18 protein-coding genes and 1 pseudogene are annotated in these 24,043 nt (G+C 66.1%); 10 read left to right on the forward strand and 9 right to left on the reverse strand.

The window, feature by feature from the left end; genetic code table 11:
- Positions 1-181 precede the first annotated feature (181 nt).
- From ABZW16_RS34205 to ABZW16_RS34240, 8 genes are all read left to right on the forward strand, one after another.
- Positions 182-718 (forward strand): NUDIX hydrolase, encoded by a 537-nt coding sequence (locus ABZW16_RS34205; RefSeq protein ID WP_354960251.1) that lies wholly within the window; start codon positions 182-184, stop codon positions 716-718.
- Positions 715-3,438: a DUF6049 family protein gene (locus ABZW16_RS34210; protein WP_354960252.1), complete on the forward strand. Its 2,724-nt coding sequence runs from the start codon at positions 715-717 to the stop codon at positions 3,436-3,438. Before ABZW16_RS34205 ends, ABZW16_RS34210 begins: the two co-directional genes overlap by 4 nt.
- 184 nt (positions 3,439-3,622) lie before the next feature.
- Complete coding sequence (locus tag ABZW16_RS34215) at positions 3,623-8,074, forward strand: lipid II flippase MurJ (RefSeq protein ID WP_354960253.1); 4,452 nt, start codon at positions 3,623-3,625, stop codon at positions 8,072-8,074.
- A 408-nt stretch (positions 8,075-8,482) separates the two neighbouring features.
- Positions 8,483-9,067, forward strand: a complete 585-nt coding sequence (gene sigM / locus ABZW16_RS34220; protein ID WP_354960254.1) for an RNA polymerase sigma factor SigM — start codon at positions 8,483-8,485, stop codon at positions 9,065-9,067.
- A gap of 102 nt (positions 9,068-9,169) precedes the next feature.
- The gene (locus ABZW16_RS34225; protein ID WP_354960255.1) at positions 9,170-10,015 is read left to right on the forward strand and encodes a hypothetical protein; all 846 of its coding nucleotides are present in this window, start codon (positions 9,170-9,172) and stop codon (positions 10,013-10,015) included.
- A 252-nt stretch (positions 10,016-10,267) separates the two neighbouring features.
- Entirely contained in the window at positions 10,268-11,254 is a 987-nt protein-coding gene (gene trxB / locus ABZW16_RS34230) for a thioredoxin-disulfide reductase (RefSeq protein WP_354960256.1), read from the forward strand.
- A 32-nt stretch (positions 11,255-11,286) separates the two neighbouring features.
- Entirely contained in the window at positions 11,287-11,613 is a 327-nt protein-coding gene (gene trxA, locus ABZW16_RS34235) for a thioredoxin (protein WP_354960257.1), read from the forward strand.
- Between the two features lie 263 nt (positions 11,614-11,876).
- The gene (locus ABZW16_RS34240; protein ID WP_354960258.1) at positions 11,877-13,073 is read left to right on the forward strand and encodes an N-acetylmuramoyl-L-alanine amidase; all 1,197 of its coding nucleotides are present in this window, start codon (positions 11,877-11,879) and stop codon (positions 13,071-13,073) included.
- A gap of 111 nt (positions 13,074-13,184) precedes the next feature.
- Here the strand turns inward: ABZW16_RS34240 and ABZW16_RS34245 are convergent, their stop codons facing one another.
- The 9 genes from ABZW16_RS34245 to rpmH all read right to left on the reverse strand — a co-directional run bounded on the left by ABZW16_RS34245 (position 13,185) and on the right by rpmH (position 20,386).
- Positions 13,185-13,916, reverse strand: a complete 732-nt coding sequence (locus ABZW16_RS34245) for a GNAT family N-acetyltransferase (protein ID WP_354960259.1) — start codon at positions 13,914-13,916, stop codon at positions 13,185-13,187.
- A gap of 227 nt (positions 13,917-14,143) precedes the next feature.
- The gene (locus ABZW16_RS34250) at positions 14,144-15,160 is read right to left on the reverse strand and encodes a ParB/RepB/Spo0J family partition protein (RefSeq protein ID WP_354960260.1); all 1,017 of its coding nucleotides are present in this window, start codon (positions 15,158-15,160) and stop codon (positions 14,144-14,146) included.
- 65 nt (positions 15,161-15,225) lie between these two features.
- Complete coding sequence (locus ABZW16_RS34255) at positions 15,226-16,233, reverse strand: ParA family protein (RefSeq protein ID WP_354960261.1); 1,008 nt, start codon at positions 16,231-16,233, stop codon at positions 15,226-15,228.
- Between the two features lie 589 nt (positions 16,234-16,822).
- Positions 16,823-17,551, reverse strand: a complete 729-nt coding sequence (gene rsmG, locus ABZW16_RS34260; protein WP_354960262.1) for a 16S rRNA (guanine(527)-N(7))-methyltransferase RsmG — start codon at positions 17,549-17,551, stop codon at positions 16,823-16,825.
- 117 nt (positions 17,552-17,668) lie between these two features.
- Entirely contained in the window at positions 17,669-18,199 is a 531-nt protein-coding gene (locus tag ABZW16_RS34265; RefSeq protein ID WP_354960267.1) for a protein jag, read from the reverse strand.
- A gap of 141 nt (positions 18,200-18,340) precedes the next feature.
- Complete coding sequence (yidC, locus tag ABZW16_RS34270) at positions 18,341-19,438, reverse strand: membrane protein insertase YidC (RefSeq protein WP_354960263.1); 1,098 nt, start codon at positions 19,436-19,438, stop codon at positions 18,341-18,343.
- Positions 19,439-19,442: 4 nt separating this feature from the next.
- Positions 19,443-19,793, reverse strand: coding sequence for a membrane protein insertion efficiency factor YidD (gene yidD, locus ABZW16_RS34275; RefSeq protein ID WP_354960264.1), 351 nt, complete (start codon positions 19,791-19,793; stop codon positions 19,443-19,445).
- The gene (gene rnpA, locus ABZW16_RS34280) at positions 19,790-20,221 is read right to left on the reverse strand and encodes a ribonuclease P protein component (protein ID WP_354960265.1); all 432 of its coding nucleotides are present in this window, start codon (positions 20,219-20,221) and stop codon (positions 19,790-19,792) included. The genes yidD and rnpA overlap by 4 nt, the downstream gene beginning before the upstream one ends.
- A 21-nt stretch (positions 20,222-20,242) precedes the next feature.
- Positions 20,243-20,386 carry a 50S ribosomal protein L34 gene (gene rpmH, locus ABZW16_RS34285; RefSeq protein WP_084483849.1) on the reverse strand — a complete coding sequence of 48 codons (144 nt, stop codon included), beginning with the start codon at positions 20,384-20,386 and terminating at the stop codon, positions 20,243-20,245.
- A 621-nt stretch (positions 20,387-21,007) separates the two neighbouring features.
- Here rpmH and dnaA point away from each other — a divergent pair.
- A complete protein-coding gene (gene dnaA, locus ABZW16_RS34290; RefSeq protein ID WP_354960266.1) occupies positions 21,008-22,990 on the forward strand; it encodes a chromosomal replication initiator protein DnaA in 1,983 nt (660 codons plus the stop codon).
- An 840-nt stretch (positions 22,991-23,830) separates the two neighbouring features.
- Positions 23,831-24,043 (forward strand): annotated as a pseudogene (locus ABZW16_RS34295) (DNA polymerase III subunit beta); the annotation flags it as partial.

Raw genomic sequence — 24,043 nt, forward strand, 5'->3', positions numbered from 1 at the left:
TCGAACTCAGCCGAGTCGTCGAAGCGCATTCGACGCAGTCGCGAGTCTCGACGGCTCGGACGCGAGGCCCACCCGTCGCCCGACCACCACCCCTCATCGAATCGCTACGCGATGCTGACATTCAGGGCCGCCAACACGCAGCACCGCAGGTGCTGCAAATCCAACACAGTAGGATTGCGTGGTGTCTCCGGCCGATCGCGCGAACAGTCGACGCCGCCAGCCCCGGCGCCGCGGTTCGGCCGCCAACGCGGCGAAACCGCGCATGCGCACGGTACGGGAAACCTCGGCGGGTGGACTTGTCGTCGACGGGTTGGACGGGCCGAGCGAGAATCGCAGTGCGGCACTGATCGGGCGCACCGATCGGCGTGGCAGACTGCTGTGGTCGCTGCCCAAGGGACATATCGAAGAGGGGGAGACGCCCGAGCAGACCGCGATCCGCGAGGTCGCCGAGGAGACCGGAATCAACGGAATCGTGGTCGCCGAACTCGGCAGCATCGATTACTGGTTCGTCACCGAGGGTCGCCGGGTACACAAGACCGTGCATCATTATCTGCTGCGCTCCATCGGTGGTGAACTCTCCGACGCCGATGTCGAGGTCACACAGGTCGCATGGGTTCCATTGAGCGAACTGGATTCTCGGCTGGCCTACGCCGATGAGCGGCGCCTCGCCGAAGTGGCGAACCGGATGATCGACCGGATGGAGACCGGCAAGCGATGACCCAGACTTTTCGGCATCGCGCAGCGATTCCGTTGGGGGTGGTGGCCGGGCAACGGGTGGGCCTGTTCCGGATCATCGTGGCGGTCCTGACCATTCTCGGCTCGGCGACGGCGCTACCGGTGCTGATCGCCCAGCACGCCACCGCTCAGCCGACGACGCCGAATAGTTCGTCGTCGCCGAAATTCCTGAAGCTGACCCTGGATTCGGTGAATCCGTCCGCGGTGACCACGACCAGCGACCCCACCCTCACGGTCGCGGGCACCGTGACCAATATCGGCGATCGGGTGGTCGAGGACATCAGCGTCCGCATCCAACGCGCCGCCGCGGTCGCGACACCGAGCGCGCTGCGCTCGACACTGCGGCTCGACCAGGTCAACTACGACGTGACCGGCCCGTTCGAGGACATCGCCGAACGTTTGAGTCCCGGGCAGCGCAAACAGTTCACGATCAGCATCGCGCTGCGCTCCGCCAGCTCCGCCGCCCTCGACATCACCAAGCCCGGCGTCTATCCGCTGCTGCTGAACGTCAACGGGGAACCGGCCTACGGCACACAGGCCCGCCTCGACGACGCCCGGTTCCTGCTCCCGGTACTCGGCGTCCCGCCAGCGGCCGACGCCTCCGGTGCCGCGGCCCAGCCGGCGCCCGATGCGCCGGTCGCGACGACGCTGCTGTGGCCGCTTGCCGACCGTCCGCGACTGGTGGCGGGCGTCCCCGGCTCGGTCAATGGGAAGGCCGAGCTCACCGATGACGAATTGGCCGCATCCCTGGGCAAGGGCGGGCGCCTCGACCAGTTGCTCGGCGCATTGGAATCGGTACTCGGCACCAATCCGGCCACCCGCGATCGGACGCTGACCTCGGCGGTCTGCGTCGCGGTCGATCCCGATCTGCTGATCACCGCACAGGCCATGACCAAGGGCTATCGCGTGCTGGCCAGCCCGTCCGATCCGGACGGCGCGACCAGGGCGGGCTCCGGTGCCGATCAGGCCCAGACCTGGCTGGACCGGCTGCGCGCGGTCGCGGCCTCGGTCTGCACGGTCGCACTGCCGTTCGCGCAGGTCGATGTGACGGCACTGGCCGCGGTCAACGATCCCGACCTGTCCGCCCGCGCGCTGGACGCACCCGCCGATATCGTCGACTCGATCCTGGCCACCAAATCGGTGCGCGGGGTGAGCGTGCCCGATTCCGGCTCGATCGATGGCAGTGCGGGAATGTTGTTGCGCAGCCACGGTTTCGGAACCGCGGTACTGGCCGACACCGCCGCCGTCCCGCTCGGCACGGCCGGTACCACCGCGGCGTCGCAACAGCCGGCGACCACCGGACGGATCAACGGCAATCAGAGCACCGCCAACCAGACCTACACCACGAGTCCGCCGCTGCCGGAGACGAACACGCCCGATGTGGTGCGCCTCGCCGAAATCGCCCCGGTGCCGGTCCCGCCGAACGGTACGGCGGAGGCGCCACCGGAACCGGAACCGCAGCCGAGCGCGACGCCCAGCACATCCGCTACCAGCACATCCGGGCCCGGCGCAACCACTTCGAGCACGCCGGCCGCCGGTGCCGCAGCCCAACCGGCGACCCCCGCCGATCCGGCCTTGCACGCGGCGACCTTCGACATCTGGTCCGCGACCGCCCTCGCCGCGGTCGGCTCCAATCCGCCGACACCGTCGTTCACCCCGTCCCGGGTGCGCTACGACGTCACCAACGACTCCCGGATGGCCCGGCTGCAGGACGCATTGGGCGCCATCACCTGGACCGCGCTGAACCCGGAGCCGAACCGCCCGCGTTCGCAATTGCTGGTGCCACCGCAGCAGTGGGGCGCGAACCGGGAAGAGGCCGCCGCCATCCTCAAACAGGTCGAACTGCTGCTGCGCAACAATCTCGCCACCCCGCGCACGCTCGCCGAGTTGGTCGCCGAGCCGCCCGACGCGCAGCCGCACGAACCCGACTATCTGCCGCAGGCTGCCCACGACGCCGTCCCGGATCGCTTGGTACCCGCGGTCCGCGACCAGGGTCGCCGAATCACCGAACTCATGCGCGCACTCGTCGAGGTGCCCGAGAACGAGCCGACACCGCGCCAATTCCTGACCCCGCTGCGCGACGACCTGCTGCGCGTACTGACGCTTTCGGACCGCCGCACCGGCGATTCGGCGCAGCCGGACACCTATGCCCAGCGCCGCCTCGACCAGACGGCGCGCACGATGGACCGGCTCTATGGTTCGGTCACGGTGTTGCCGCCCGGCGGGGTGTACACGCTGGCCTCCGAACAGAGCCCATTGCTATTGGTCGCGCGCAACGAGCTGCCGGTGGCGATCCGGATCAGGTTCCGGATCGAGGCACCGACGGAGACGAAGATCACTGATCCCGGTGAGGAAACACTGCCGCCCACCGGGAGCCGGTCGTTCCAGATTCCGACCGAGGTCAGCGATAGCCGTAACCTGGTCATTCCGATCTCCCTTACCACGCCCGACGGTGTCGCACTCGGCAATCCCACCTCGGTCTCGGTGCGTTCGAACGCCTACGGTCAGACCTTGGCGATAATTACGGCGTGTGCCGGAATACTGCTGTTCCTGTTGGCCGGGCGCCGGTTGTGGCGCCGGTTCCGCGGACAGCCGGATCCGGCCGACGAAGGATTCGATCCCGGCACCCGGCGCCGGGTGAACAGGTATCGGCGAGCGCGCCAGCGCGTACTACGGCAGCAGGAGCAGCAGGAGGCGAGATGAGGACGACGACACCTCGCTTGTGCTCGGCTGTCGTCGCTGAGTCTGTTCGACCGACCCGCAAGCAGTCGGCCGCCCCTGATCGGTACCGACCCCGCACCTGTCATGGCATCGTGGAGGACAATCGCGTAACACCCTGGACGCCATCGGCCGGGTGGCGGGGGGACAGCATGGCGCAGGAGGCACGATGAGCGACGATGATCTATCCGCTCATCGGCAACGACCTGTTGATCGGCCCGACGGACCCCAGGCCCGCCGGGCGCCCGCGGCACCCTGGGAGCGGCGCCTGGCGCAGTCACCGGAAGAACCGGAGGACGCGGATATGACTCCCGATGACCACTACGGCGATGCACCGCGCGTCCCCCAGGTGAGCCGCCCCGGCCAACCGCCGCGTCCGGTGCCACCGGCCCGCCCGGGACCGCGCGTCGTCCAGCCGCCCACCGGACCGATGGCGCCACCGTCGGGTGCACTGCCTCGTCAACCCGCGCCGCCGCCCAACGGACCGATGGCGCCACCGTCGGGCGCATTGCCCCGCCAACCGGCGCCGCCGCAGCGGCCGGGGCCCCGGCCCCAGCAGCACCCGGACGCCCAGCAATATCCCGACCCCCGGCCACATCCCGGCCAGCAATCGCATCCGGGCCAGCGCCAATACCCGGCCGGACCACCACCCGGCCCGGCTCGGCCGCGCCCGATGCCGCCCGGCCAGCCGGCCCCCGGACCGCAGGGGCAGCCGCCGCGGGTGCCACCCCAGCGTTTCGCGCCGCCGCCGAACTATCAGGCGCCGCGGCCGAGCTATCAGACACCGCCGCCGCAGCCCGCCGTGACGCGGCAGCCACCGATCGAACGACCGCATGTCGATCGGCAGCCACCGGTGGAACAACAGCGTCCGCCCCGGGAGCCGGGCAACCGCCCGCGCACCCAGGAATGGCCCGCCGAGCCCGCCGCGGCGTCGGTCGCCACCGAAACCAAGCAGAGCGCTAGTTCGCGACTGCTGCGCGACTCCGGTTCGATCGCGATCGCGACCCTGATCAGCCGGGTCACCGGATTCGGCAAACAGCTGCTGCTGCTGACCGCGCTCGGCCCGGCCATCGCCAGTGCCTACACCTCGGCCAACCTGATCCCGAATATGATCACCGAGCTCGTGCTCGGCGCGGTGCTCACCGCGATGGTGGTGCCGACGCTGGTACGCGCCGAACAAGAGGACGACGATGGCGGCGCCGCCTTCGTCCGCAGGCTGGTGACCGCCGCCTTCGCGGTACTCGCCGCGGCCACGCTGTTCGCCGCCGCGGCCACGCCGGTGCTGGCGACCAGGGTATTCGTCTCCTCCGACGGCAAGGTCAATACCGAGCTGACGACGGCGCTGACCTATCTGCTGGTACCCGCCATCCTCTTCTATGGCATGTCGGCGCTGTTCACGGCGATCCTGAATACCCGGCAGAACTTCAAACCGGGCGCCTGGGCACCCGTCCTCAATAACGTCGTCGTGCTGGTCGTACTGGCCCTCTACGCCCTGACACCGGGTGAGATCACCCTGGATCCGGTCCGGATGAGTGATCCGAAACTGCTGGTCCTCGGTGGCGGAATCACCCTCGGCGTCGCCACCCAGGCGCTGAGCCTGCTGCCCGCGATCCGGCGCAACAATATCGATCTGCGCCCGCTGTGGGGCATCGACGCGCGGCTCAGGCAGTTCGGCAAGATGGGCTCGGCCATCATCGTGTACGTGGTGATCAGCCAGGTGGGTCTGATCGTCTCGAACCACATCGCCTCGGCGGCCGATGCGGCCGGACCGGCGATCTACACCAACGCCTGGGCGCTGCTCCAATTGCCGTACGGCGTACTCGGTGTCACGCTGCTGACCGCGATCATGCCCCGGCTGAGCCGCAATGCGGCCGCCGACGACACCCCGGCCGTGGTGGACGATCTGTCCGTCGCGACCCGGTTGACGATGATCGCCCTGGTTCCGGTGGTCACCTTCCTGACGCTCGCCGGACCACAGGTCGGCGAGGCGCTGTTCGGCTACGCCCGCTTCTCCGGTGACGCGGAACGTCTCGGTGAGGCGGTGAGCTGGTCGGCCTTCGCGCTCATCCCGTACTCCCTGGTGCTGATCCACCTGCGCGTCTTCTACGCCAGGGAGCAGGCCTGGACCCCGACCTGGATCATCCTCGGCATCACCACGATCAAGATCCTGTTCTCGGTGCTGGCACCGTTCCTCGCGAGCAGCAGCGATCAAGTCGTGATCATCCTCGGTGTCGCGACCGGTCTCGGCTTCCTGGCCGGTGCCATCATCGGCGGCTATCTGCTGCACCAGAGTCTCGGCGATCTGCGCATGGTCAATGTCGGACGCACGGTGACCCGCGTCCTGCTCGCCTCGGTCGCGGGCGGCGCGGTCATGCTCATCGTGGACAAGGTGCTCGGGCTGGACCGGCTCTCCGGCGGACCGGGTTCGCTGATCCGGGTGACGATATCGGCGATCGTCATGTTCGCGGTCGCGTTCGGGCTGATGCGACTCGCTGGTATTCCAGAGATCGTCGCGATCACCGTGGCCATCTCGCGGCGCCTCGGCTTCACCCCGCCCGCACCGGATCTCGACCTCGAGGGTCCGGTCGAGGACGAATACGCGACGCAGGTGTTCCGGCGGCCTGAGCCGTATGTGACATACCCGGGCTTCGACCCGTACATGGATGCCCAGACCATGGTGCTACCCGTGATCAGAGCTCACACCGTTGACAGCACCGGTATGGGTGAGTTCCCGTACCCTGTTCGGCAGAGAAGCACAAGTGACGAGTTCGCCGGAACTTCGACATCTCAGGGCGAAGGAGGAACGAGGGTGAGCGACGACGCGGCGCTGGGCGGCGTCCCAGCCGCCGAATCCGCTGCGACCAAGGCAGGCGGGCTCTCCACAGATGTTCCGTCCACCGGGGAGGCCTCCGATCCCGCATACGCGAACCAGGCGGCCGAGGGTCCGCCTGGGCACGATTCGGGGCCCGGATCCGGTGAGCAACCGCGGGAGGCGCCGCAGCGCGATCCGATGTACGACACCGGGATGATCCCGATCCCGCCGCAGCTGCCGCCGATGAGCGGCGGCGATTCGGCCGGTCGACGTACACCACGCGGCCCCAAGCTGATTCCGGGCGCATCGGTCGCGGGCGGCCGCTACCGGCTGCTGGCCAGCCACGGCGGTTCCCGTGGGCTCAAATTCTGGCAGGCGCTCGATATCAAGCTCGACCGCGAGGTCGCGCTCACCTTCGTCGACGCCGATCAGAAGGCCAGCGACAACTCCGGCCACGACGGTCCGCAGGCCATCCTGTCGCGCACGCTGCGCCTCGGCCGGATCAACTCGCCGGGCCTGGCCCGCGTGCTGGATGTGGTGCGCGGCAGCTCCGGCGGCATCGTGGTGGCCGAGTGGACGCCGGGCCGGTCGCTGCGCGAAATGGCCGAGACGGTGCCGTCGCCGATCGGTGCCGCCAGAGCCATCCGGGCACTGGCCTCGGCCGCCGAGCTGGCGCACCGCGGCGGTGGTTCGCTGTCCATCGACCATCCGGATCGAGTCCGGATCAGCGCGACCGGTGATGCGGTGCTCGCATTCCCCGGCACCCTGTCCGATTCCGACGCGCAGTCCGATGTGCGCGGCCTCGGCGCCATGCTCTACGCGCTGATGACCGCGCGCTGGCCGATCCGCGCTGGCGGTATGACCGGTACCGCCGCGACGGTCGGCGGCTTGCGGCTGGCCGATTTCGGCTCGGACGGAACTCCTGTCGAGCCGCGGCAGATCCGACCCGAGGTGCCGTTCGAGATTTCGGCGGTCGCGGTGCGCTCGCTGGAATCGAATAAGGGTGTGCGCACCGCGGCGACCGTGCAGCACGTGCTCGAACAGGCGTCGGTGGTCGATCAAAAGACCGACTTCATCCCGGTGCTGCGCCTCGGCCAGCGTCCGCAGAGCGGCGTCGAGGAATCGCTCGCCGATCCGGAATTGCTTGCGGCGGAACGGGAACGCTCGCAGCGGATGATGTGGATCATGGTCGGGCTCGGCATCCTGGCCGCGCTGGTCGTCGGCATCATCATCTGGTGGATGGTGAGTGTCTTCGCACCGGGTGCCTCGGACGCGCCGCTGAACGAGCAGCGGAATATCGGTCTCACCACGAACAGCTCGCCCGGACCCGCACCGACGACCGGCGGCACCACGGGTACGCCCACGGGTGGGGTGCCGGTTCCGGTGACCGGTGTGACGGTCTTCTCCCCGGAGGGCACGCCGGACAATGTCGGCGGTACGGGGGCGGTGCTCGATCACGATTCGGGCACCGTCTGGCGCACCGATCAGTACTTCCAGCAGTTCCCGGCGCTCAAGAAGGGCGTCGGGCTGCTGGCCACACTGCCGAGTCCGGCCAAGCTGACCAATGTCTCGATCGATTCGCCGAGTGTGGGTACCTCGGTCGAGATCCGCACCTCGCCGACGGCATCGCCGACGCTGGACCAGACCCAGTTGATCGGCTCGGCACGACTAGAGAACGGCATCACCGAGATCCCGGTCCACGCCGATCAGGCGGCCCGCTACGTGCTCGTGTGGATCACCGGACTTGGCAACTCCGGTGGCCAGTTCCAGACCTCGATCGCCGAAATCCGCTTCGACGCCGCAGCTTGACCGCTCTCCGTATATTCAGACTGGACAGTAAGACCCGCTAGGCCCGCGTTCAGGTCCTCCGTCGAGTGCCGTTGCGCTTTGGGCGTACCCGACGAGTTACCTACGTTCTCGCGAAACCAGTTGTCGCGCTCCCGCATTCGCCCGCCGGTGTCGATCCCCCGGGCATATCGCACCGACTCGGCGTGCACCCCCACCCCGCCTGCTCTGGTTGCTGCCATTTCGTTACTGAGGATATGATCATCCCGCGCTCTCAGCAGGGGAGCTTCCCGGGTTCTGGTTGTTCGATCCTGGATGCTGCGAAATCTCGATGATGGTCGATCGCGTCCGTCGTCGCCGCGAGAGCTGTCCAAGGGGTTGGTTTTGCCGTCCGAACTGAACGACGATTCCCACGGGGGGAAGGCGCGGCCTGTGGTGTTTCGTGAACGTTCGTTCGTCCCGGAAGAGCTCACCGACGCCGAACTGCTGCAAGCCCATGTGCGTGGCCAGCGGCATGCCTTCGCCGAACTCCTGCGCCGCCATAACGACCACCTCTGGCAGACCGCGCTGCGCACCTCCTACACGCGCGAGGACGCCGCCGACTCGCTGCAGGACGCCCTGCTGTCCGCGCACCGCACCGCCGCCTCCTTTCGCGCCGAGGCCGAGGTGCGCAGTTGGCTGCACGCCATCGTGGTGAACGCCTGCCTGGACCGGATCCGGCGCAATAAGACCCGCCGAGCGGTATCGCTGTCGGCGGAGACCATGCCGGAACCGAAGGACACCAGGGACGATATCGCCGAGCTGGAGATGTCGCTGGTCATCGACCGCGCCCTGTTCACGCTGCCCGAGGATCAGCGAGCCGCGCTCGTCGCAGTCGAACTGGAGGGGCGTAGTGTCGCCGAGACAGCGGCGCTGCTGGGCGTCCCCGAGGGCACGATCAAGAGCCGATGCGCGCGCGGTCGGCAGCGGCTGCAAGAACGCTTGGAATTTCTGCGTGATCCGGGGAACCGGAAGTAGCTGAGCTGCGTCATTAATAGTGACGGACAACCAGACGATGTACATGCTGTGCCCGCGCCGTGCGGGCTCCCACGATATCGACTCGAGGACCATGGAGGTGCGATGGCGACGCGATCCGTTCCGCAGCCTCCGTTCTCGCCGGAACTGCTCGCCGACCTACACGCCGACAATGTCGCACCGGAACTCAGCGAACAGCTCTGGGCCGCGGTCCGCAGCGATCCGGAGGCCTTGCGCTTCCTGAGTTCGCTCGACGACGTCAGCGCCGAATTGCGCACCCTCGGCCGCGATGAGCGCATCGTCCACCCGATGCCCGCCGATATCGCGGCCCGGCTGGAAGAGTTCGTCGACGGCCTCGCCCCGGCCGAGGAGCCCACCGAGCGGGTCGCGACAATCAACCAACTGGCCGCGGCCGCCGCATGGCCCGAAACGTTAACCGCCGGGTGGCCCGAATCCACCGACAACGCAACGGTTTCCGAGGCATCCCCGATCTCCGACCCACCCACGGGAACCTCCACCGCACCGATCCCGCTCGCGGACCGTCGCCCGCGCCGACTCCGCTGGCTCGCCGCCGCGGCCGTCATCGCGGCCGCGGCCTGCGCCGCCGTGGTGGTGGCGACCATGCGCGGACCCGAGGTCACACCGACCGCACAGCCGACCACCGGCAATGTCGAACTCGGTGACCAATTCGACGCCACCGTCGCGCTCAGCGCACTCGGCCGCAACGATGTCACCGGCGCGCTCGGCACCCCGGCGGCGCTGAATCGCTGCGTACACGCCAATGGCCTCGACCGCACCGTACTCGGCTCGACCAATACCACCTTCCAGGGCAAGGACGCCGTCCTGATCCTGCTGACCGGTCCACGCCCGCACAAGATCACCGCACTGGTCGTCGGAATCGGTTGCGGCACCGACGATCCCCAGCAGTTGGCACGCACCGATATCGGTTAGCGAGTGGGCTCCGCTGCCTCCCCGAACCTTCGGCGGCATAGTGAATGCCACGACAATTGCGTTGTCGACCGGCGGTCGAAAGATGAGTCCAGCGCTGGACGTGCCCCGGGAGTTCCCATGTACATCCGAAACCAGTCGTCACGTGTCATAGCCCACTGTCCGGCCGCCGGAAGCGGGCGCAACCGCGGGAACAACACCGTTTACCCTGTTGTTGACCGACACGTCTAATGCAGTCTCCCTCGGAAGGGTCACATGAGCACCGCAGTTCGCGACTTGATCATTGTCGGCTCCGGACCCGCCGGTTACACGGCCGCCGTCTACGCCGCCCGTGCCGAACTCCAGCCCCTGCTTTTCGAGGGCACCCAGTTCGGTGGCGCGCTGATGACAACCACCGAGGTCGAGAACTTCCCCGGCTTCCGTGAGGGCATCATGGGCCCGGACCTGATGGAGGAGATGCGCGAGCAGGCCAAGCGGTTCGGCGCCGATATCCGCACCGAGGATGTGGACGCCATCGACCTGAGCGGCCCGATCAAGACGGTCACCGTCGGCGATGAGACCTACCGGGCCTACGCCGTGATCCTCGCCATGGGCTCGGCCGCCCGCTATCTGAACGTCCCCGGTGAGCAGAAGCTGCTCGGCCGCGGCGTCAGCGCCTGTGCCACCTGTGACGGCTTCTTCTTCAAGGGCCAGGACATCGTGGTGGTCGGCGGCGGCGACTCCGCGATGGAGGAGGCGACCTTCCTCACCAAGTTCGCCAGCAGCGTGACCATCGTGCACCGCCGGGAGGAATTCCGTGCCTCTCGCATCATGCTGGAGCGTGCCAAGGCCAACGAGAAGATCAAGTTCGTACTCAATGCCGAGGTTGCCGAGGTCAACGGCGATACCAGCGTGACGAGCCTGACACTGCGCGACACCCGCACCGGCGAAACCTCCGAACTCGCCGCGACCGGCCTGTTCGTGGCCATCGGTCACGACCCGCGCAGCGAGCTGGTACAGGGCCAGGTGGAGCTGGACGACGAGGGCTACGTGCAGGTGGAGCACCCGTCGACGGCCACCAAGGTGCCCGGCGTCTTCGCCGCGGGCGATCTGGTCGACCACACCTACCGCCAGGCCATCACCGCCGCGGGCACCGGCTGCCGCGCCGCGATCGACGCCGAGCGCTGGCTGGCCGAACAGGGTGATATCACCGCGAACACCCTGGATCACGCCGGCAACCCAGTTGCCGTGCCCGCCAACTGATCTCATCACTTCTGCACTACAAGGAGATATCCATGTCCGAGAACACGGTCACCGTGACCGACGCGTCCTTCGCCGATGACGTGCTGCTCAGCGAGAAGCCTGTCCTCGTCGACTTCTGGGCGGACTGGTGCGGTCCGTGCAAGATGGTCGCCCCGGTACTGGAGGAGATCGCGGGCGCGCACGCGGACAAGCTCACCGTGGCCAAGCTGGACGTGGACGCCAATCCGGATACCGCCCGCGATTACAAGATCCTTTCGCTGCCCACTATGATGCTGTTTTCCGGTGGTAAGCCGGTCAAGCAAATCGTCGGAGCAAAGGGCAAAGCCGCCCTCTTGCGTGAACTCGACGGCATTATCTGACGTTTCATAACCCGCGGCATGAGCGACGGGCCCGGAGGCGGTAGCCTGCGTAACCACGAAGGGCCCCGCGATTGCCGCAGATTGAACATGGACACGTCCGAACAACGCCGTCATTCGACGACGCGCCGTAGGATGCCTGGACGCCGGGAATTGCTGAATTCCGGTCCGGGTCTGAGACAATCGACCGACCTCCGGTCGTGCGAAGGTGTGTAGCCATCGCATGAGTGGGTACCCGGGTTGACGGAAGGAAAGGGCTCTCACGCATGCACCGACTTCGTCACGGCGATACCGGTCCAGCCGTCGCCGAGGTTCGGAGCACCCTGGCAAGTCTCGGGTTCCTGCATACGCACTCCGCTGCAACCGTTCACACTGATGCGCGAGAGTACTGGAAGGACATCGACGCCTCGTTCGATCGCCAGCTCGACTCGGCGGTTCGCGCCTTCCAACAGCACCGCGGACTGTTGGTCGACGGCGTCGTCGGACCGGCCACGTACCGGGCGCTCAAGGAAGCCTCCTACCGACTGGGTGCCCGCACGCTGATCTACCAGCTCTCCGCGCCGCTCTACGGCGACGATGTGGCAACCCTGCAGCGCAGGCTGCAGGACCTCGGCTTCTATGTGCACCGGGTCGACGGCTACTTCGGTCCGCACACCCATGACGCCCTCACCGCATTCCAGCGGGAGATCGGCCTGGCCGCGGACGGTATCTGCGGCCCGGACACGCTACGTTCGCTCGAACTGCTCGGCGCACGCGTCACCGGCGGCAATCCGCACCGGATCGCCGAGGAGGAGGTTGTGCACCGGGCCGGTCCGCAGCTGACCGGTAAGCGGATCGTCATCGATCCCGGTCTGGGCGGCCCGGATAAGGGTTTCGCGGTGCCGACCGAATACGGCGACGTCTACGAGTCGGAGATCCTCTGGGATCTGGCCAGCAGGCTGGAGGGCCGGATGGCCGCCACCGGCATGGAAACCTTCCTGTCGCGGCCGTGGGGCGCCAATCCGACCGACGCCGAGCGCGCCGACACCTCCAATGCCTTCGACGCCGATCTGATGATCTCGCTGCGCTGCGCGACCAATCCGAGCCAGTCCGCCAATGGTGTCGCGAGCTTCCACTTCGGTAACTCGCACGGCTCGGTGTCGATGATCGGCCAGGTGCTCGCCGGATTCATCCAGCGTGAGGTCGTCGCGCGAACCTCATTGCAGGACTGCCGAACTCACTCACGCACCTGGGATCTGCTGCGGCTGACCAAGATGCCGACCGTGCAGGTCGATATCGGTTATCTGACAAATGAATACGACGCTTCGGTGCTCACCAATCCCCGAATGCGCGATGTGATCGCCGAAGCCATCCTCATCTCGGTGAAGCGGCTCTATCTGCTCGGGCAGGACGATCAGCCAACGGGCACATACACCTTCGCCGAACTACTGGCCGAGGAGCTCGCCGCGGCCGACCGCATGTAGTGAATTAGATTCTGATCCAATCCATTACGATCTACTGATCAATAGCTCACATACAAGTGCGCCCCTGCCGACCATCCGTCAGCAGGGGCGCACTGTTGTATCCGGGAAGCCTCAGGTCGCTCCGACGCGGAAAGGAACCGTCAGCGAGGCGGCCGCGAGCAGCTGGTCCAGCGCCCGCTCCACATCTTCCTTCCAGCCGTGATCGGAGTTGAGCTCCAAGCGCAGTCGCGGGAAGCGATGGTGCGGCGCCACCACTTCGAAGCCGACGTCCTCCAGGAAGTCGGCCTCGATCATGCAGGTCTCCGGCGAACATTCGGTCGCCGAACCGGCCGAGGCCGCATCCCGGACCGGGGAACCGATCCGTTCCATCAATCGCATCGACCCGAGCGAACGATCCGACATCGCCGTCGTCGGTGGATCCTTGCGAATCCCGAAGGCCTCCAGCGCACGCACACCGCGGCGCACCAGATCGGCCACCACGGCCGTTATGAGCCTATTGGCTATGTCAGCATCCTGGTAGGGGAATTCGGCCCGCAGCGTGGTCAGCAGGACCGCGTCCGGGCTTACCGGTGAGGTGGGGAAGAGGGCGGCGCGCGGTACGGCGCTCGGTGGCGAATACAGCGCACACCCCGCGACATTGCCGTCGACGTTCGCGACCTGACCGCACGAACCCCATTCCAGCATGACGGTGGAGAGCCACGCCTCCTTCTCGAAGACCGGATCACTGAATTCACGGGACGTCGCCGCGAGGGCTGGATCAATCTCCCAGAACACGCAACGACGCGAATGCGCGGGCAGCTTGTCGAGTCCGCCGAGGGTTAGTGCTGTGACGCTGGTCGACACCGCTCTGCTCAGCCTCCAGCTGTCCGATTCATCCACACTCACGCTGTTTTCACTCGCCAGCAAGAATAAGCGATCAATGCGAACCCGCCTCACTCCACGTCGCTGTGCTGTTGGTAAGGAGCCTGTCCGGAGGTCGTTTTCCTGCGCCGTCACAGTGACGTTTCGACGTCGATCTCGTGCCTACCGGAAACACAGGGCTATTTTTGCCACTTCTGTCACGTGCCGAGCTACGGCTGCTGCATCATGCCGACGATGCGCTCGAGGTCTTCGACCGAACCGAATTCGACGACGATCTTGCCCTTCCGCTTGCCGAGGCTCACGGTGACGCGAGTGTCGAACGACTCCGACAACCGCTCGGCCACATCCTGCAGCCCCGGCATATGAATCGGCTTACGCCGGGCCGCCGGGGGAGCGGCCTTATCCGGATCCCGGTTCGCCAGGGTGACGGCTTCCTCGGTGGCCCGGACCGATAACCCCTCGGCGACGATGCGGGCGGCGAGCACCTCTTGGGCGTCGGCGCCTGCCTCGAGGCCGAGCAGTGCGCGGGCGTGTCCGGCGGAGAGAACACCGGCCGCCACCCGGCGCTGCACCGGGATCGGCAGTTTCAACAGACGAATCATATTCGTCACGACCGGTCGAGATCGACCGATTCGCGTGGCCAATTCCTCATGAGTGACATCGAATTCCTCGAGCAGCTGCTGATAGGCGGCCGCCTCTTCGAGTGGATTCAGTTGCACCCGATGGATGTTCTCCAAGAGGGCATCACGCAGCATCGCATCGTCGGCGGTCTCGCGGACAATGGCCGGAATGGCCGCGAGCCCGGCCTCCTGGCAGGCGCGCCAACGCCGCTCGCCCATGACGATCTGATACTTGTCCACCCCCGGCTCCAGCCGACGCACCACGATGGGCTGCATCAGACCGAATTCCTTGATGGAGTGCACCAGTTCGGCGAGCGCCTCCTCCTCGAAGTGTTGGCGCGGCTGCTTCGGATTCGGTTCGATCTGCTCCGGTGGAATCTCGCGATAGGTCGCGCCGCCATCCGACAGCTGCTCATCGCTGGGGTCGGGAACACGGTGCAGGAATGCCGATGCCGGTTGCGGCCCGATCGGATCGATTCCGATGACGACATTGGCCGCGGCACTACCGAGCCCGGGTGTGGCACCGAGCCCCGGTGTGGCCGCGGGCCCCGTCGGAATCAATGCGGCAAGCCCGCGGCCCAAGCCGCCCTTCTTCGCCTGAGTCATCGGTTACCGACCCTTTCGTTGTTCGCCACCACACTCGACCCGATCAATCATGTGATCCCGTTGGATCACTGCGCCCGCTCTGCCGCACCGGGCCGAACCACCGACCGCGCGGCCATCTCACGACCGGCGTCCAGATAGCTCATCGCGCCCCGGGAGCCTGGATCATAATCGAGCACCGTCATGCCGTAGCCCGGCGCCTCGGACACCTTCACGCTGCGCGGGATCACCGACTTCAGCACCACATCACCGAAGTGCCCGCGCACCTCCTCGGCGACCTGATCGGCCAACTTGGTCCGGCCGTCGTACATCGTGAGAATCACTGTGGACACATGGAGTTCGGGATTCAGATGCGCCTGCACCAGACCGATATTGCGGAGCAACTGCCCGACACCCTCCAGCGCGTAGTACTCACACTGGATCGGGATCAGCACCTCCTTCGCCGCCACCATCGCGTTGACGGTGAGCAGACCCAATGACGGCGGGCAGTCGATCATCACGTAGTCGATGTCGTACCCGGCGATATTGGCCTCCTGAATGGCGGCCTTGAGCCGCCCCTCCCTGGCCACCATGGAGACCAATTCGATCTCCGCACCGGCCAAGTCGATGGTGGCCGGAATGCACAGCAGGCGCTCGCTATGCGGACTCTGCTGGATCGCATCCCTCACCGACACCTCGCCGATGAGAAGTTCATAACTCGACGGAACGCCCGAGTGGTGCTCGATACCGAGCGCGGTGCTGGCATTGCCCTGGGGGTCCAGATCGATCACGAGAACCGTCATCCCGGTATGCGCCAGCGCGGCCGCAAGATTGACCGCTGTCGTCGTCTTACCGACGCCGCCCTTCTGGTTCGCGATGGTGATGATCCGTTGCTCGTGCGGTTTCGGCACTGTCACCTTTCCTGGATGCAGTATTTGGCTGGCACGTTGGGCTTCGGCTGCTATCGGGGTCTCACTGGGGGAGATGTGCCCGAACGGTGTGCTTCCGAATGCCTCCGCATCGAAGGTGCTGGAGTCCAGCATCCCCGGCACGCGCGACGTAGTTTCCCGTGAAACATTCGCCGGACCGCTCGACATAGACAGCTCCTAACGCGAGAACCTCAGATCACGTGCACCCGACCGAATTTGGCGCCGTGTCATCAATAGCTGTGTCGGATCGAACATGATGCTCAATCGGGACCGCGGCGCCCGATCGACCGAGCGGAGCTCTCGCCGCTGTGACACCCACATCCCTCCGTGGCACCAACGCTCACGCCCGACGCTCACTAGCTTGCCAGCACTGAGCGCGATTAGAAAGCTGAATCGCGGCATCACGCAAAGGACATGCAGATCTGTGTTGAATCTCGCTGTCGCACACAAGGTTGGCGCGCCCGAATCGCTGTTTCACATGAAACATGAAGTCCCGGATCGACGCCCGAATCCTGTTTCACATGAAACATGGGCATTTCTCGGCGCCATGCCAGTCCTCTCCCAAGCGTCGGAAGCGTGAGCGCGCACGGCGCTCTCACGCCCGATCAGGCTGGCGCAATCCGGGTCATCGATTTCCCCACACAATGGCACCAGGTTCGAAACGTCACGTGAAGCTTGGCGTTTGGCCATCTCGATCCGGACCACTCGGCGGCGTTGTTTCACATGAAACACTGCGGCCGACTCGAATCGGATGGCACTACTTCGACTTCCGCGCCGACTTGCCCGCACGCCGCGAGGGACGCCCGCCCCGGGGCAGCCGCTCGGCGCTGATCACCAGAGTGGGAGTGGAGACGAGTCCGACTCCGCATTCGAGAACCTTCGCATTCCCCGCGCCCGCCTTCGCCAAGGCCTCCCCGTCACGCTCGAGTTCCTCGGCCGCGCTGACTCCCTTCAGTGCGAGCATCCGTCCATGGTCGCGCAGGAGCGGCAGGGACCAGAGTGCCAGCTTTGCCAGCGGGGCGACGGCACGGGAGGTCACCACATCCGCGCCGCCCGCTTCCTTCATCACGCCCGATTGTTCGGCCCGCCCGCGCACGACGGTGATATCGAGACCGGCCGATTCGATGAACTCCCTCAGGAAGATGGTGCGGCGCAGCAGCGGCTCGACCAGGGTGATCCGGAGATCCGGACGAGCAATCGCCAAGGGGATACCGGGCAGCCCGGCACCACTGCCGATATCGACCACCGTCGCGCCCTCGGCCATCAACTCACCAACCACCGCGCAGTTGAGGATGTGCCGATCCCAGAGCCGGGGCACCTCGCGCGGGCCGATGAGCCCGCGCTCAACTCCGGTCGAGGCGAGGGCAGCGCAGTATCGGCGCGCGAGATCCAGCCGGTCGCCGAATACCACCGCGGCCGCGGCCGGGGGCTCCAGTTCATCCGGCAACGCGGTGATTCCACCGAGATCTCGTTCCACGTGAAACATCCTTCCGAACTCGAGTCGTTCAGTGCGGCGGTGGGGCAGGGGAGGGGCGAGCATCCGAGACATGAAGAAGGCCCCCGGTCCGAAGACCAGAGGCCCTATCCAATCACAATGCGGGAGTCAGGAAGGCACCACGACAACGTGCCGGTTCGGCTCCACGCCTTCGCTCTCGCTGCTAACGCCATCGACCGCGGCGACGGCGTCGTGCACGATCTTGCGCTCGAAGGGAGTCATCGGCGCCAGCGGCTCCGGCTTACCCGATTCGAGGACCCGCTGCGCGGCGGCCGTGCCGAGCGCGCTCAGCTCCGAGCGACGCTTGGCCCGCCAGCCCGCCACATCCAGCATCAGCCGACTGCGCACCCCGGTGGCCTGCTGCACGGCCAGGCGAGTCAGCTCCTGCAGCGCGTCGAGCACTTCACCGTTGCGGCCGACCAGCTTCGACAGATCCCGGCCGCCATCGATGCTCACGATGGCGCGATCGCCCTCGACATCGAGATCGATATCGCCGTCGAAGTCGAGCACATCGAGCAACTGCTCGAGGTAGTCGCCCGCGATCTCACCCTCTTCGATAAGAGCTTCCTCGGTATCGTTCGCGGCATCGGCGGATTCGGTTCCTGCATCGGCATCGCGACCGGCCGCGTCGCTCACCATCGTCGTCGCCACAGTGGCGTCCCCTCCGTCGGTTTCAACAGTCATTTGATTTCCTTCATCTGCTCATCGCGCGCGACCGGCGACGGGCCGATCGGAGAACGCGAACAGGGTTGCTCAGAGATCCCGTGGACGCGCGATGTGTCAGCGCCGTCGCTTCTGGTTGGGTCGCCCACGGTTGCCCGGTCGCTTCTGACCGCTAGCGCGCCGCTGTCCCGCCTTGGTCGGGGACTTCGCGGTGCCGTTCGTCGACGGCGCCCCTTCGACCGCATCAACGGCCGCATCGGAACCGGCATCGACGGATGTCGCGTCGGACGGAGACTGCTTCTTCTTGACATTGACCGGCTTTGCACCCGGCTTCGGCGCATTCTGTGCGCGCTGCTCCAGCTTTTGTTGCTTCTTGACTTCCTCTTCCTTCGCCATGCGGCCGAAGACGAGGTGCTGCTGTCCGTAGGTCCAGATGTTGTTGGAGACCCAGTAGAGCAGGATGGCGATCGGCAGGAACGGACCACCGACGAGCACACCGAGCGGGAAGACCCACAGCGCGAGCTTGTTCATCATGGCCGACTGCGGGTTGGCCGCCGCCTCCGGACTCTGCCGTGCGACCGAGGCGCGCGCATTGAAATGCGTCGCCAGACCGGCGATCACCATCAGCGGGATGGAGACCAGCGCGATGCTCAGCTTGGTCGGCACGCCGCCGTAATCGGCGAACGCCTGCAGCTGGCTCGGCGGGCTGGTGATGTAGGCCGAAATCGGTGCGCCGAAGATGCGTGCGCTCAGGAACGACTGAACGTCGGCGGCGCTGAAGACGTAGTTCGGAGTATGCGCGTTGTCGTAGGCCGACATGCTGAGCTGGCCGATGCCGGTGCCGGTGCGGTTGAACGAGCGCAGCACATGGAACAGACCGAGGAATACCGGCACCTGCGCCAGGATCGGCAGGCAGCCCATCAATGGGTTGAAGCCGTGGTCCTTCTGCAGCTTCTGCATCTCGGTCGCCATCTTCTGGCGATCGTTCTTGTACTTCTTCTGCAGCTCCTTGATCTGGGGCTGTAGCTCCTGCATCTGCTTGGTGGTGCGCACCTGCTTGACGAACGGCTTGTAGAGCACCAGGCGCAGCGTGAACACCAGGAACACCACGGCGAGTGCCCAGGTGAGTCCGTTGTCCGCGCCGAACGCGAACCCGAAGACCCGATGCCAGAACCAGAGGATCCAGGACACCGGGTAATAAATGAAGTCGAGCACGGCTCTATGCACTCCCGTCGTTCGTGTCGCCGATCACCGCGCGCGGTGATCCTTTACAAGCGTGTGGCGCCGACTCCGGGTCGGCGGCTGCCTCGTTCCGGCCGCGCTTCTTGCGCTCCGGAACGGGGTCCCACCCACCAGGGTGCCAGGGTGCACATTTCGCCAATCGCACGACCGTCAATCCGAGGCCGACGAACAGGCCGCGGGTGCGTAACGCGGTCACCGCGTATTCGCTACAGGTCGGGGTAAAACGGCACACCGGCAGGCGCATGGGGGAGACGTACGTTCGGTACAGCTCGATCAGGAAAATCACCGTGTTCGCGGGCAGCCGAGCAACGGTGGCGCGCGCACTCATCCCGCACCGGCCACGGTAGCCGATGGACGGGCGATATCGAGCTTGCGCAGCGCAGCACGCAGCTGGCGGAGCAAATCCGCCGAATCCGCGGTCGCCGCACCGGGCAAGGCACGGATCACGATATCGGCATCGGCGGGCAGCTCGGCGACCACCTTGACGCACATATGACGCAGGCGGCGGGCCACGCGGTGTCGAATCACCGCGTTGCCCACCGCCTTGCTGACGATCAATCCGAACCGCGGACCGCCCACGCGGACCAACGATCCGGCCACTGCCGCATCGCTCTGTCGTGCACTCGCGCCCATGACTCCGTCATACCCGCGCACGAGCGCGTGTACGACCAGATCTCGCCTCCCGATTCGCTGGCCGCGGCGCACCGTCCGGGAGAAGTCGGCACGATGATGCAACCGATACGGCTCAGGCAACACCCGAGCGTCCGAGAGCGAAGATCAGGCAGTGAGGGACTTGCGGCCCTTGCTGCGACGCGCGGAAACGATGGCGCGACCGGCGCGGGTGCGCATCCGGAGACGGAAGCCGTGGACACGCGCCCGACGACGGTTGTTCGGCTGGAACGTCCGCTTGCCCTTGGCCACGGTCAACACTCCTCGAGTAGGTGGGCACCGTTCGGCGCCCAAAGCTTGTTCGGTGATACGTCTGTGCGCGATGAATCGCGAGTTGGTCATCATCGATGCGCGTCGGTCCTGGCGCACGAGGTCGATACGACCTGACACGGTCAGCACAGGACCGCCACCGCACCAAGGGGTGACTGTACGAGGGTACTGATCGGCAAAGTACAGGTCAAACTCGGCCCATCGGTTCCACTGCCCGCTCGCGAGCGTGAGCTGGAATCACGCATCCTGGGTATAACCGTGAGTTCGTCCACACCCCTAGCCGTCGGCCGCTCCGCCCACTAAGGTGCGTAGCCAGAAGATTGCTGCAGAATCGCAGGTCCAGGCCATATAACGGCGGAGCGCAACCTCGTTTCACATTTCCCCAGGGTTCTCCACATCTGTGGATAATTGTGTGGAAAGACCCCTGGAGTGGCATATTCGTAGGGCCGACGGTGCCACGCCGCCGCCCGGGTGGGGGACCCGGGCAGCGTCCGAACCGGTTACGGACGTACGCGGAATCACAACATCGACCTATCCACGGTTGATACTCCGCATGCCCCGACCGTCTGCTCCTATCGCCTACTTCTCCGGGGAGGAAACTGCATGGACGACGAGCAGAACGTGTTGGCCACGGTGTGGCCAGAGGTGGTCGCCGAACTAACCACCGGCTCGCCCGATGGCGCCATCCCGCCGGTTTCGCGGGCGCAGCAGGCCTGGCTCAAACTCGTCAAGCCGCTGACCGTGGCGCAGGGCTTCGCCTTGCTCTCGGTGCCGTCCTCGCTGGCCCAGGAGGCGATCGAACGCGATCTGCGTGAACCAATTCTGCGCTCCCTCGGCCGTCGTCTCGGTCCCCAGGTCGAGGGCCTCGGGGTGCGGATCGCCGCACCGGCCACCCAGCCGACCGAACGCCCCGGCAATAATCCGCGCCACGCCAGAATGACGAGTCGCCCGGAGCGCGGCCGGGACAGCGGCCGTGGCCCGGCCGGATATCCCGCCCCGGACTATCCCGGACGCTCGGACTATTCGCCGCCGCGCTATGCACAGCCCAACGACTACCCGGCAGCGCCGGAGTACTCGGGCGGACCCGAATACTCGGCCGCGCCGGACTACGAGTCCGCATCCGAGTACGCGGGCCCGCCGGAGTATCTGCCGGTGCCCGGATACGAAACCGCCGGGGAGTTCCCGACCGACGACTACTCGCCCCGCGGCGACTACCCGGGCCCGGTCAATGGCGGACGACAGGACGCGCCGCCCGTGCCCCGCCGGGAATCCGGACTGCCGCCCCGGCGTGATTCCGTCCCGCCCGGACAGGAATCACTGTTCAATCCGGAGCCGGCACCAGAGCCGGGACGTGGCCCAAGTCGTGCGCCGATGCGGCAAGCGGCTCCCGTGCGGGAAGCGCGGCCGAATGGCGATTCAGCGATCGCGGCCGCGCACGAATCGGTCCGCGAGCCGATCTCGGACAACTCCCACGATGACGAGCCGGTCGTCAACGTCCGCAACTCGTGGCCCACCTACTTCACCAAGTCACAGGAGAACCCGGCCCCGTCGAACTCCTCGGCGAGCCTGAACGCAAAGTACACCTTCGAGACGTTCGTCATCGGCGCGTCCAACCGCTTCGCGCACGCGGCGGCGGTGGCCATCGCGGAGGCGCCAGCGCGCGCCTACAATCCGCTGTTCGTCTGGGGCGCTTCGGGTTTGGGCAAGACCCATCTGCTGCACGCGGCGGGCCACTATGCCCAGCGGCTGTTCCCCGGTATGCGGGTGAAGTACGTCTCGACCGAAGAGTTCACCAACGACTTCATCAACAGCCTGCGCGACGACCGGAAGGTGGCGTTCAAGCGCCGCTACCGAGAAACCGACATCCTGCTGGTCGACGACATCCAGTTCATCGAGGGCAAGGAAGGCATCCAGGAGGAGTTCTTCCACACCTTCAATACCCTGCACAACGCGAATAAGCAGATCGTGGTGTCCTCGGACCGGCCGCCCAAGCAGCTGGCCACCCTGGAAGAGCGGCTGCGGACCCGGTTCGAATGGGGCCTGATCACCGATGTGCAGCCGCCGGAGCTGGAAACCCGCATCGCGATTCTGCGCAAGAAGGCGCGGATGGACCGGCTCGACGTACCGCACGACGTGCTGGAGCTGATCGCCAGCCGGGTCGAACGCAACATCCGCGAGTTGGAGGGTGCGCTGATCCGGGTGACGGCCTTTGCGTCGCTGAACGGCCAGCCACTGGATCTGCCGCTGGCCGAGGTCGTCCTGCGCGATCTCATGCCCGATACCGCGACGCTGGAGATCAATGCGGCGACGATCATGGCCGTCACCGCCGAATACTTCAACACCACCCTCGAGGAGCTGACCGGACCGGGTAAGGCCCGCCCGCTGGCCCAGGCCCGGCAGATCGCCATGTACCTGTGCCGTGAACTGACCGACCTATCGCTACCCAAGATCGGCCAGGCCTTCGGTCGCGACCACACCACGGTGATGTATGCGGAGAAGAAAGTTCGCAAGGAGATGACCGAACGGCGACGGGTCTACGACCAGGTGCAAGAACTAACAGCCCGGATTAAACAGCGCTCGCGCTGACCATCCCTCACACCCTGTGCACCGCCCCTGACCTGGGGCGGTGCTTTTTTATGCCCTGTGGACTCCTCGAGGAATTCTTGTGGAGTCCTCGAGGAAACTCCAAGTTGTGCACCGATCCGTCCACAGGCTCGCGGCACGGGTCGGGCGGCTCGGCTAACAGGGGTGGATTCAACAATTTCCACAGCCCGGGCCGCCCACAGGTCTTGACCAGCAACGGATTCGGTCACAGGGGTGTGGAATCCTCGAGGATTCCGTGTGGATTCCTCGAGGATTCCTCGAGTTGTCCACGATTCGATGCACATCTGTGAACAACCACGGGTACGTAGTGGAACAACTCGAGGAGCACTCGAGGATGAACGGGGGACAACTGCCGAACCTCCACAGACCCCTCCCGTTCATCCTCGAGTCACCCTGCGTCCATCCCCACGGCACCACACCCCCGGACCTGCGGATTCGACCGCAGTCCACAGATTCCACAGTGCCTACTACTACTTCAGTTCTTCTTCTTAGAAATCTCTCTTCAAAACAGGTGTGTGGAAAGTCGGTCGATGCGCATCGGCATCCGAATCGGTCACCGCACCCGAAGCAAGGAAAGGGCGGGGACGACGTGTCCACCGGATCGCCCGTACTCCTTCCCCATGGCTTCTCATCGATACGAGAGTCGGGATCGCTACGAACAGTGACCGGAGGGTCGGGCTAGGTTCATCTGGTTCGCGCGGGTACGGTTTGATGTCGGTCGCCTATGCCACACTTCTGGGTGGCCGCAACAGCACCCCTTTTTCGAGAATCAATGCTGAGAGCCGACAGGGATCACGGAACCGGGAGAGGACAGATCGGGCGATGGAGCTGGCGAGTATGAAGTTTCGGGTCGCCCGAGAGGATTTCGCCGAGTCCGTTGCATGGGTGGCACGCAGCCTCCCGTCGCGGCCTCCGGTTCCCGTGCTCGGCGGTGTACTACTCGTGGCGGGCGAGAACGGACTCACCGTCTCCGGCTTCGACTACGAGGTTTCCGCGCAGATGCGCGTCGCGGCCGAGGTCGCCGGTCCCGGCGAG

Source organism: Nocardia sp. NPDC004604 (assembly GCF_040609795.1).
GTDB lineage: Bacteria > Actinomycetota > Actinomycetes > Mycobacteriales > Mycobacteriaceae > Nocardia.

Excerpts from the sequence above, each read along its gene's own strand:
- ABZW16_RS34210 (WP_354960252.1), top strand. The coding sequence starts at position 715 with ATGACCCAGACTTTTCGGCATCGCGCAGCGATTCCGTTGGGGGTGGTG.
- ABZW16_RS34215 (WP_354960253.1), top strand. The coding sequence starts at position 3,623 with ATGAGCGACGATGATCTATCCGCTCATCGGCAACGACCTGTTGATCGG.
- ABZW16_RS34225 (WP_354960255.1), top strand. The coding sequence starts at position 9,170 with ATGGCGACGCGATCCGTTCCGCAGCCTCCGTTCTCGCCGGAACTGCTC.
- trxB (WP_354960256.1), top strand. The coding sequence starts at position 10,268 with ATGAGCACCGCAGTTCGCGACTTGATCATTGTCGGCTCCGGACCCGCC.
- trxA (WP_354960257.1), top strand. The coding sequence starts at position 11,287 with ATGTCCGAGAACACGGTCACCGTGACCGACGCGTCCTTCGCCGATGAC.
- ABZW16_RS34240 (WP_354960258.1), top strand. The coding sequence starts at position 11,877 with ATGCACCGACTTCGTCACGGCGATACCGGTCCAGCCGTCGCCGAGGTT.
- ABZW16_RS34250 (WP_354960260.1), bottom strand. The coding sequence starts at position 15,160 with ATGACTCAGGCGAAGAAGGGCGGCTTGGGCCGCGGGCTTGCCGCATTG.
- ABZW16_RS34255 (WP_354960261.1), bottom strand. The coding sequence starts at position 16,233 with ATGTCGAGCGGTCCGGCGAATGTTTCACGGGAAACTACGTCGCGCGTG.
- rsmG (WP_354960262.1), bottom strand. The coding sequence starts at position 17,551 with ATGTTTCACGTGGAACGAGATCTCGGTGGAATCACCGCGTTGCCGGAT.
- ABZW16_RS34265 (WP_354960267.1), bottom strand. The coding sequence starts at position 18,199 with ATGGTGAGCGACGCGGCCGGTCGCGATGCCGATGCAGGAACCGAATCC.
- yidD (WP_354960264.1), bottom strand. The coding sequence starts at position 19,793 with ATGAGTGCGCGCGCCACCGTTGCTCGGCTGCCCGCGAACACGGTGATT.
- dnaA (WP_354960266.1), top strand. The coding sequence starts at position 21,008 with ATGGACGACGAGCAGAACGTGTTGGCCACGGTGTGGCCAGAGGTGGTC.